7 protein-coding genes are annotated in these 9,531 nt (G+C 70.5%); 1 reads left to right on the top strand and 6 read right to left on the bottom strand.

Translation table 11 applies throughout. The annotated features are described in order from the left end of the window. The first annotated feature begins 263 nt into the window (after positions 1 to 263). Positions 264 to 2,318, top strand: coding sequence for a methyl-accepting chemotaxis protein (locus VQ02_RS24545; RefSeq protein WP_053080531.1), 2,055 nt, complete (start codon positions 264 to 266; stop codon positions 2,316 to 2,318). Between the two features lie 43 nt (positions 2,319 to 2,361). Here the strand turns inward: VQ02_RS24545 and VQ02_RS24540 are convergent, their stop codons facing one another. The 6 genes from VQ02_RS24540 to VQ02_RS24515 are packed head-to-tail and all read right to left on the bottom strand — an operon-like array spanning position 2,362 to position 9,514. After that, entirely contained in the window at positions 2,362 to 2,862 is a 501-nt protein-coding gene (locus VQ02_RS24540; protein ID WP_167350788.1) for a ParB N-terminal domain-containing protein, read from the bottom strand. Then, a complete protein-coding gene (locus tag VQ02_RS24535; RefSeq protein ID WP_048446857.1) occupies positions 2,859 to 4,067 on the bottom strand; it encodes an MFS transporter in 1,209 nt (402 codons plus the stop codon). The genes VQ02_RS24540 and VQ02_RS24535 overlap by 4 nt, the downstream gene beginning before the upstream one ends. After that, on the bottom strand, positions 4,064 to 5,941 hold the full coding sequence (locus tag VQ02_RS24530; RefSeq protein WP_048446856.1) for an IucA/IucC family protein: 1,878 nt from the start codon (positions 5,939 to 5,941) through the stop codon (positions 4,064 to 4,066). The genes VQ02_RS24535 and VQ02_RS24530 overlap by 4 nt, the downstream gene beginning before the upstream one ends. After that, positions 5,938 to 7,077 (bottom strand): NAD/NADP octopine/nopaline dehydrogenase family protein, encoded by a 1,140-nt coding sequence (locus VQ02_RS24525; protein WP_048446855.1) that lies wholly within the window; start codon positions 7,075 to 7,077, stop codon positions 5,938 to 5,940. Before VQ02_RS24525 ends, VQ02_RS24530 begins: the two co-directional genes overlap by 4 nt. 4 nt (positions 7,078 to 7,081) lie before the next feature. Then, a complete protein-coding gene (locus VQ02_RS24520; protein WP_048446854.1) occupies positions 7,082 to 8,125 on the bottom strand; it encodes a PLP-dependent cysteine synthase family protein in 1,044 nt (347 codons plus the stop codon). 9 nt (positions 8,126 to 8,134) lie between these two features. Beyond that, positions 8,135 to 9,514 carry a Y4yA family PLP-dependent enzyme gene (locus VQ02_RS24515; protein ID WP_048446853.1) on the bottom strand — a complete coding sequence of 460 codons (1,380 nt, stop codon included), beginning with the start codon at positions 9,512 to 9,514 and terminating at the stop codon, positions 8,135 to 8,137. Between the last annotated feature and the right edge of the window lie 17 nt (positions 9,515 to 9,531).

The following is a 9,531-nucleotide window of genomic DNA, read 5'->3' as shown; positions in this document are numbered from 1 at the left end:
TGCTTAAGCGAAGTGGTATGAGACGGCGGATTTCACCGCCTGCGCCTATGCTGCTCGATCGCCGGCCGCCACGCCTTCCAACGCGCTGCCGCCTTCCCTAGCGCCCGCACTCGGCAAATCCGACGTGGCACGTCCATTAAAAAATCCGAACCTTAGGTAATTTAAATGGCTTATTAATGAATGATCGATGTAATTGATTGTGAAATCTATCTTATGAGCGGGGGGACGGCGTGGCTTTGAGTGTGCGTAGAATTTTGCTGTTCATGATCGTTTTGATCGGCGCCGTCTCTCTCGCGCTCGCGTCGCGGATGCTGATGGTGGCTGCAGACCAGAACAGAAGTGCCGACACCGCCGCCAGCCTCGCGGTTCTCGATCGGAACCTGTTCGTCGGCCTGTCGCAGATGCGGCTCGAGCGAGGCTACGGGTTGAACGCCTTGGCGATGGAGCCGGGCGCCAACCGGCAGCGCCGGCAGCAATCCACGGACGCCCGGGCGCCGCTCGACGCGGCCATGGACGCTGCCGTGCAGAGCCTGACCTCCCTGCCGAAGGGAGCCGCGACCGGGGCCGAGATCGGCTCGCTCATCGTGGAGTGGCGGCGGCTGAGGCCTGAGATCGACGCCGCCTACGAGCAGAGCCTGGCCAGCCGGGACAAGACGCTGCCCAAGCGCATGAACGATATGGGGGAGAAGATCCTCGGGATTCTGCGGACCACCTCCGATGTGATCGACGCCGAGATCCAGGCCCTCGAACCGAGCCTGGGCGTCATGCTCAATGCCCGGGCGACGACATGGCTGACTCGGACGACGAGCGGCCGCTTCGGCTTCCTCGTCAACGAGTCCTTCGCCAAGGATCGGCCTCTGACCGCCGCGGAGAGCAACGAAGTCCGCGACAATGACGCCCAATCCGAGCTGGCTTGGACTGTCGTCGGTCGGATGATCGCGGCCGGCGAAGTCGGTCAGGCCGTTCGCGACGCCTATGCCCGCGGCAACACCCTGTACTTCTCCGATCCGCTCAAGCGGATGCGCAAGGAAGCGGTCGCGGCGGCCTCCGAAGGCAGAAAGATGCCGATGGACCCTGCGGCGTGGTCGTCCGACCTCTTCGCCGGCCAAGCGTCGATCGTCGACATGGCCCTCGCAGTGATGGACGATGTCGTCTCACGGGCGCGACTGCGCGCCGAGGCGTCGCAGACGACCTTCATGCTCTACGTGCTCCTCACTGGCGTCATAGCGTTCCTGGTCGTGAGTGCGGTCGTGATCGTGCAGCGTCGCGTCGTGCGCGGCATCCTCGGCCTCGCGGGGGCGATGGAGCACTTGGCGCACGGACGCGTCGAGACCGCCGTCCCGAGCGTGACGCGTCGCGACGAGATCGGCGCGATGGCGCGGACGGTCGAGTTCTTCAAGGACAACCTGATCCGCACCCGTCAGCTGGAGGAGGAGACGGCGCTCGCCCGCGCCTCGGCGGAGGAGCAGCGCAAGGCCGGCATGCGCCAGATGGCGGACGCCTTCGAGGGAGCGGTCGGCTCGATCGTCGGCCAAGTCTCGTCAGCCGCCACCGAGCTTCAGGCGACCGCGCACCAGATGACCTCGACGGCCTCCGAAACCGCCGCTCAGTCCACCACGGTGGCAGCCGCCGCCAACCAAGCCGCCGCGAACGTCGAGACTGTTGCCGCCGCCGCCGAGCAGCTTGGCGCCTCCGTCCAGGAGATCGGCCGGCAGGTCTCCGGCTCGACCAGCCTTGCCCAGACCGCCGTTGCGGAGGCCGAGCAGACAGCGCACCTCGTGCAGGAATTGAGCGGAGCGGTGTCCAGGATCGGCGACGTCGTCGCGATGATCTCCTCGATCGCCAGCCAGACCAACCTGCTCGCCCTCAACGCCACGATCGAGGCGGCTCGAGCCGGCGAAGCCGGCCGCGGCTTCGCGGTGGTTGCGGCCGAGGTGAAGGAACTGGCGAACCAGACGGCAAAGGCCACCGAAGAGATCGGCCGCCAGATCGGTCATGTCCAGGGGGCGACGGGTCAGGCGGTCGGTGCGATCGGCGGCATCAGTGCGCGCATCCGCGAGATCAGTGGCGTTGCCGCCTCGATCGCTGCGGCGGTGGAGGAGCAGGGTGCGGCGACCCAGGAGATCGTGCGCAACGTCGCTCAGGCGGCGACCGGCACGAGCGAAGTGACGGGCAACATCACCGGTGTCGCGGATTCGGCGGAGGAGACGGGCGCGGCGGCAAGCCAGGTGCTCAGATCGGCGTCGGAGCTGTCGCGCCACTCCGAGCACCTCTCGGCGGAGGTCGACCGCTTCCTCGACACCGTGCGCGCCGCGTAGGGCATCGGCGGCCTGCCAAGGCTCATCCGCCGTGTCCGGCGGTTCATGACGGGCTCTGCCGCTTCACCGCAGCGGGGCTCTTCCTCGTTGTGCGCCCAGCATGGGCGCGTTCTTGAGGGTGCAAGTTCCTAGGGTGCAAGTCCCTCCGTGAGCTGGTCACGGCGAGCGAAGCGAGGGGAACGGGCCGGACCGGGCGCGGCGGGAAGATGTGGCGCGTCGTCTTGTGCGGGTAGAGCGCACCGCTCACCGCGCGAGCGAGAACCTCGGCGCGGGTCGGCGCAATCTCGGGCCGCCAGGAGAGCAGGTCGACCTCGGCATAGTCGAAGACATGAACCGGGACCTGGGCAAGGCCGAGGTCTCGCGCGGCGGCGAGCCGGTGATGGCCGTCGAGGAGCGCGTGCACAGTGCCCTCGACGCAAATCGGTTGCGTCCAGGCCTGCTCGGCCAAGATCATCGCGACGACCTCGCGCACGCGCGCGGGGACCGTTTCCTCCGTGGGGCGCAGCAGCCGCACGGGAAGGAGGATGCAGTCGGGACCGGTCATGGGGAGGCGCTCCATGTCGTCGGGGATCGGCGGTCCTCCGCCTGGCGCAGCCGCAGCAGGAACCCGCAGGACACCAGGTACAGGATCGCGACGGTGGGGAAGATGGCGGCGGAGCCAGCCGCCTGGCTGAGGAGACCGCCCAGCGCCACGCCCGCCATCGAGGAGGCCTGGGTCGCGCTCTGGACGACGCCGAGGATGTGACCCTGCCGGTGCGCCGCCGCCTCGCGGGAGATGAGGCCGGTCAGCACCGGGGTCGCGGCGCCGAGGAGCGCCCCCCACGCACAATAGCTCGCTGCGAAGATCGCGATGCTGTGGGTGGCGCCCGCGACCAGCGCGACGCCCGCGCAGGCGAGGGCGACGAGGGCGATGCCGCCGAGCGTGGCCTGCCGGGTCCGGCCCTCGAAGAGGCGCGCCCAGAGGGCGGCCGAGGCGACGAAGCCCGTCGCCATCAGCCCGTAGCAGAAGCCGATCACCCAGTTCTCGACCCCGAAGGTCGCCCGGACGTAGAGCGAGAACGGCATCTGCGGCAGGAGCCGGCTCGCCAGCAGGCAGCCATGGGCGATGAGGAGGCCGAGGATCACCGGGTTGCGCCAAACGGCGGCCGCCGGAGCCGGTACCCCGGCCGGGCTTCTCGGCGCGGGGCTCACCGGCGGCAGGAGGGCTACCACGCAGAAACTGCAGGCCACGCAGAGCCCGGAGGCGGCGGCATTGATCCAGAAGAAGCCGGCATGGTCGAGGATGACGCCGCCGAGGACGGCGCCGCCCAGCGACCCGACATTGGTCGAGACCTGCAGGAAGGCGAACAGGCGGCCGCGGCGCTCCGGCGTCACGAGGCCGACCCCGTAGGCCTGGGCCGGGGCCGAGAACCCGGCGCAGGCGCCCTGCACGAAGCGCAGCAGGACGATCGTCCACGGATCGCCCGCGACGGCGAGGCCGAGCTGGGTCAGAGCCAGGCCGGCCAAGGCGCGCAGCATCATCGGCTTGTGGCCGTAGCGGTCTCCCAGCCGGCCCCAGAGGCTGCCGGTCAGCGCGATCCCGAGCATCGGGGCGAGGTAGGTCCCGGTGGCCGCCACGCTGAACGCGAGGTCCGAGGCGCTGATCTCCTTCAGGCGCAGTGGCCAGAACGGCCCGCTCATCTCCATCGCCGCCATCGTGACGAGCTGGATGGCAAAGAGCAGGCGGATGACGCCGGTCGTGCCTGTCATGGGCCGTGCGTCGCCGGATAGAGCGGGTTCGGCAGCCGGTGCTGGAGCCGGTAGTCGGCATAGCGCGAGAGATGCATGCGCAGGAGGGAGCGGGCCGTCCACGGGGCGCGCAGGAAGGCCTCCCGCTCCGCCGCCCAGAACGCCGGCTCGACCCGGCCGGCCACCGCCGCGAAGGCCGCCTCGGTCTCCTCGCCCAGGATCCGCCAGAGCCGGGCATCCGGGATCCCGTAGGTCGAGGTCAGCGCGAGCGCGAACTCGTGCAGGTGGCAGACGAAGCACGCATTGAGAACGAGGGCGCGCACCGGCTCGATGTCGCCCCGGAAGACCGTCGGCAGGATGCCCGGGGAGGTGTACGGATGGAGCGTCAGCCCCCGCGCCTCGAGCAGGGGCGCGAAGGTCCGCCCGTCCCCGAAATCGCGCACCAGGATGCGAAGCGCCTGGCCGTCGGCGTCGAAGACGACGCTGGTGTTCTGCTGGTGCGCCTCCAGGCCCACGCCGTAGAGGAGGTAGATCGCCACGACCGGCGGCACGACGGTGCGGGCATAGGCGCGGAAGAAGGTCTCCGGATCCCCCGACCCCACGAGAGCGGTCACGAAGGGGCGTCCGCTGTCCGGGAGCGCCGTGAACAGCGCCGCGACCGGGACGTGCAGGTTCCCCTCGCAGGCCGCGAAAGCCGGGGCGGCGGCCCGGAACACGACGGAGAGGTTCCTGCCCGGCGCATCGTCGCGGCGCACCGCGTGGCGGTAATGGTAGGCGACCTCCTCGGGGTAGATCGCGAGGCGCCCGCCGAAGCCGCGCTCGTGCTCCAGGATGGTGGCGATGACGGCGCTGTTGCGCGGCCCCATGTGGATCGACTTGGCCTGAAGGCTGCGCTGCTCGCTCGTCATCCAGAGGGCGATCGGCAGCTTGATGAAGGGCGCCTCCAGCGGTCCCTCGGGCATCATCGTGCGAAACGACATGCTCGGTGCCGTCTCGATCTCCGGCCCGTCGAGGATCAGGACGCCCTCCGCGACGGCGTCCGCGAAGTGCTCCCGCACGAAGACGTCGAGGTGCCAGCCGTGGACGGGCAGCGGCAGCCAACCCGTCGGGTCGAGGCCGCGCGCCGTGATCCCGGCGCGCCACGCCTCCCAGGTCCCGGGAAAGGCCGAGGCGAACCAGTCGTGGACGTTCGTCACCTGCGGCATCGTCTCGACATGGGCCATATCGGCCCGCAGCGCCGCGACGCGCACGGGGACGCGGGCGGCGAATTCCGGCGACAGCGCGGCGACCTCGGCCGCGCTCAGGCCGGGGCGCGCCTTCCAGGTCGGATAGAAGGGGTGTCCCTCGAGTGCGCCCCACTGGTCGAGGAGAATCGCGGTCTCCCGCACGTCCGCGTGCCGTCGCAGGTAGCCCGGCAGGTCGGTCTCGCCGGCCGCGCGGATGCGCTCCGCAAGGTCCCGGTCCCAGCTCTCCCGGCGGCGGCGGGCTGCGGCATCGTTGGCGATGCTGCCGGCGACGTCGGCCTTCAGCCCGGCGAGGCCCTCCGGGCTCGGCGCGACATCGAACTCGTCCCGGACCAGGTCGAGCAGGAGGTCCGGTGTCTCGACCGGAATCCCGTCGCCGCCGGCCCCGACCAGCGAGACGGCGCCGCGCACGAGCACGGTGCGGGCTGGAGCCAGCGCGATCCGCTCGAAGTGCAGGTGGGCGCCGCGGCTCGGAAGCGGCAGCCAGGCTTGGCTGCCGCACGGGGACCTGACGAGCTGCGTCACGTCGAGGATGGCCTCGGCGAACAGGCAGCGCACGAGGCGGCGGATGGCGTTGCGGCGCGACAGGGCGAGGATTTCGGCGTCGCTGCGGGACCCGGCGTCCGGGAGGTCGGAGGGGGCGGTGGTCATCGTGCGGCTCCCGCCCAGGCCTGCGGCACGTAGGACAGAGGGTCCTCGGCGCCGCCCATGTAGCCAAGTGCCCAGCGATGGATCTCGTCGAGGTACGGCGTGCGGACGTCGAGCCGCTCGGCCATCCGCACGAGGAGGCCGAGGCCGTAGACCACGTCCTCGCGAAAGGCCCGGCTCGTCCTGTCGAGAACGGGGCCGCCCACGGCTGCGTCGTGGACGAGGGGAGCCCGGATGGCCTCGTAGGCGCGGTTCGTGCGCAGCACGGAAAGCATCGTCGAGGCGTCGGCGATCTGGTCGCCGTAGGCCTCGACGATCTCGGTCTTGAGCGGCTTGACCGAAGAGAGGTCGACCGCGAGCCGCGCCTCGGCGGCGCGACGCAGGCGCTGGTTCTCCTCGTCGCTGCGCTCGAGGAAGTAGGCGCCGAGCTCCGGGCAGTCCGTCCACCAGCAGAAGCCCTCGGGCAGCGGGCGGTCGCGCCACTGGCCGTAGGGGCCGACGAGGCCGTAGATCACCGCGCTGTGCATGATCGGGTTGCCGGGCGTCAGCGTGATCTCGAGGTAGTCCCGCAGCATCTCCACCGGCGCCTCGAACAGCCGGGCCAGGTGCGAGGCGAGCGCCTCGCGGGCCTCCGGGCTCTCCCGCCGATGGAGCGCGACGTGCAGCCGTCGCTTGGCGCCCCCCATCCGGACGCTGCGGCCGGGCACGAGGTCGAAGGCGGTGTGGGGCACGTCCTTCATGCCCCAGATCACGGCGTTCGGCCGGCCCGCCAGTGCCTCCTCGGCGAGCCAGTCGAAGCCGCAGAAGCCGGGGATCGCCCCGACATGGACGGGTTTGTCGCGGTGCAGGTAGGGCGTGATGGTCCGCAGCATCGCCGCGCGGGCATGGGCAGGGACGGTGAGCACGACCACATCCGCGTGGCGGACGGCGCTGGCCGGATCCGTACCCACCTGCGACGGCTCGCCCCGCAGCGTCGATCCGTCGGGCAGGAGGGCGACGAGGCCGCCCGCCGCGCCCCCGACGACCTCCGGGTTCGACGTGAGCCAGGAAACCCGCACCCCCGGCTGCCGGCTGAAGAGCACCGCGTTGAGGTGCCCGGTCCGTCCGCCGCCGCAGACCGTGACGTCGAGAGGCCGCATCGGGTCAAGCCACCGCAAGGCGGGGCAGTTCGGCCGGGGTCGTCCCGGCGGCGGGGCGGCCGAGCCACTCGTCCAGGCGCTCCCAGACCCCGGGGTCCCGCAGCCCCTTCGCCTCCATCCAGGCGTCGTTGAAGATGGTCTGGAGGTACTTCTCGCCACCATCGGCGACGGAGACGAGGACGTTGCCGCCGATCCGCCTCTCGGCGACGAGTTCGAGCGCCTTGTAGAGGGTGCCGCCGGTGGAGCCGCCGACGAGGAGGCCATGGCAGCGGGCGAAGTAGCGCGCGGTCTCGAAGGCCTGGGAGTCGGTGACCCGCAGCCCGAGGTCGATGCAGCCGTAATCGAGCACGAGGCCGACCGTGTCGCCCTGCGGCGTGCCGGTGCCGGACTGGTAGTAGGCATGGCCGGGGCCGCCGAACACGATCGAGCCGTCGGGCTCGACGGCCGCGATGACAGTTTCGGCATTGTGCGCCTTGAGGCCACGCCCGATCCCGGTCATCGAGCCGCCGGTGCCGACGCAGCCGACATAGGCGTCGATCCGGCCCTCGCCCTGCTCGATCGCCTCGCGCACGAAGGCACTGTAGCCGCCGGCATTCGCGGTGTTGTCCGACTGGTTCATGAAGATCGCGCCGGGGATCTCGCCAGCGATCTGCGCCGCGAGGCGCTGGCGCTCGACGACCGCGACCTCGTCCTCGCGGTAGTCGCCCTCGACGTAGCGGATCTCTGCGCCCAGCGCCCGCATCACCGCGATCTTGTCCGGGGCGGCGTGATGATCGACGACCGCGATGAAGCGCAGGCCGAACTCGACCGCCGCGATCGCCAGGCCGATGCCGGTGTTGCCGGAGGACGACTCGACGATGACTCCGCCAGGCTCGAGCCGGCCGGCCTTGATGGCGGCGAGCACCATGCTGTGCGCCATCCGGTCCTTCGTGCTCCCCCCGGGGTTCATCTTCTCCATCTTGAGCAGCAGCTGCGTCTCACGATGGGGCACGGGGACCCGCAGCATCGGGGTATTGCCGATCAGCTCTGAAACCTTGTCGACGATCATGGAGCGACCTCACATGTCCTGGGCGACGATGAATTCGGCCTCGGAGGAGGGTTCGGCGACCAGCCGCACGGGCATCGGGTGCCGGTGGAACTCGTTCTCCAGAAGATCCATCTGGTAGCCGGCCGTGTTGGCGTAGATCAGCAGGTCGCCCGGCCGGGGAGCAGTGCCGAACTCGAGGAGGCGGTGGGTGACGATGTCGCCGTCGAGGCAGCTGTGGCCGGCGATGAAGGCGCGCATCCCACCCTGGGCGAGTTGCCGCGCCGCAGCGGGCAGCAGGATCGGGTCGACGAGGAACTCGGAGGCGAACCAGGTCTCGCAGGCACTGAAGCTGCTGCCCTCGACGAAGATCACCGCACGTCCCGCGCCGAGCGGCTTCGTTCGGGTGACGCGGAACACGCTGATCGCGGCCTGATCGACGAGGCTGCGACCCGGCTCGATGGCGAGGCGCAGGCCCGCGGCGCGCAGGTATCCGGCGATCGTGCCGCCGCGACAGGGCGCCTGCAGGAAGCCGTCGAGCCAGTCCGCCGCCGTCAGAGCGCTGCCGTAGGGATAGAAGTCGGCGGGAACCCTGCCGTTCTGGTAGTGCTCCGGCCGCTGGCTGCCCAGGACGGTCGCGTAGGCGTCGGGATCGACGTAGCGGATCGGCATGCCGCCGCCGATGTCGACCAGACGCGCCGACAGGCCGAGGCCGGCGGCCGTGTCGACCAGGTCGGAGACCTCCTCCATCGCCGCGACGCGGCTCTCGATGCCGTAGCCGGAGAGATGGAGGTGGAACCCCTCGAAGACGAAGGAAGGCCTGTCCTGGCCGAGGCGGCGCAACGCCTGCACCATTCCCTCGCGGCTCATGCCGAACCGGGAGCGGCCCGCCGAGTCGGGACGGTAGCGCAAGAGCACGCGTGCCGGCTCGCCGGCATCGAGGCAGGTTCCGAGGTCGTCGAGCTCCTCGAGCGAGTCGACCGCGATGAGCGCACCCGCGGTGGCGAGCCGCCGGAGAAATGCGGCCGTCTTCGCGGGGCCGGTCGCACAGATGCGGGCGGGGCCGGCACCGGCCGCCAGCGCATCCTCGAACTCGGCGAGGCTGGACACGTCGACGCCGACCCCAGCCTCCACGGCGGCGCGGACCAGCGCCCGCGACTTGTTCACCTTGGCGCCGTAGAAGATCTCGTGCGCGACCGCGTGAGCGGCAAAGGCCCGGCGCATCCGCTCGATGTTTCCGGCAACGGTGTGCGGCCAGACGATGTTGAGCGGAGAGCCGTACTGCGCCACCAGGGCGTGCAGCCTGTCGGGGGTTGCATGGATCACCCGCTCGATCCGCGGATCGATCAGGGGAGGCAGCGCAGGAGGCGCAAGGCGGACGGCCGGCGGTCCGATCCGGGCGAGGTCGGTCATGAATGTCCCCTCCGGCC

Origin of the sequence: Methylobacterium variabile (assembly GCF_001043975.1) — a bacterium.
Taxonomy (GTDB): Bacteria; Pseudomonadota; Alphaproteobacteria; order Rhizobiales; family Beijerinckiaceae; genus Methylobacterium; species Methylobacterium variabile.
The sequence above is the reverse complement of the archived record's forward strand: the minus strand, read 5'-3'. Positions and strand labels throughout refer to the sequence as shown.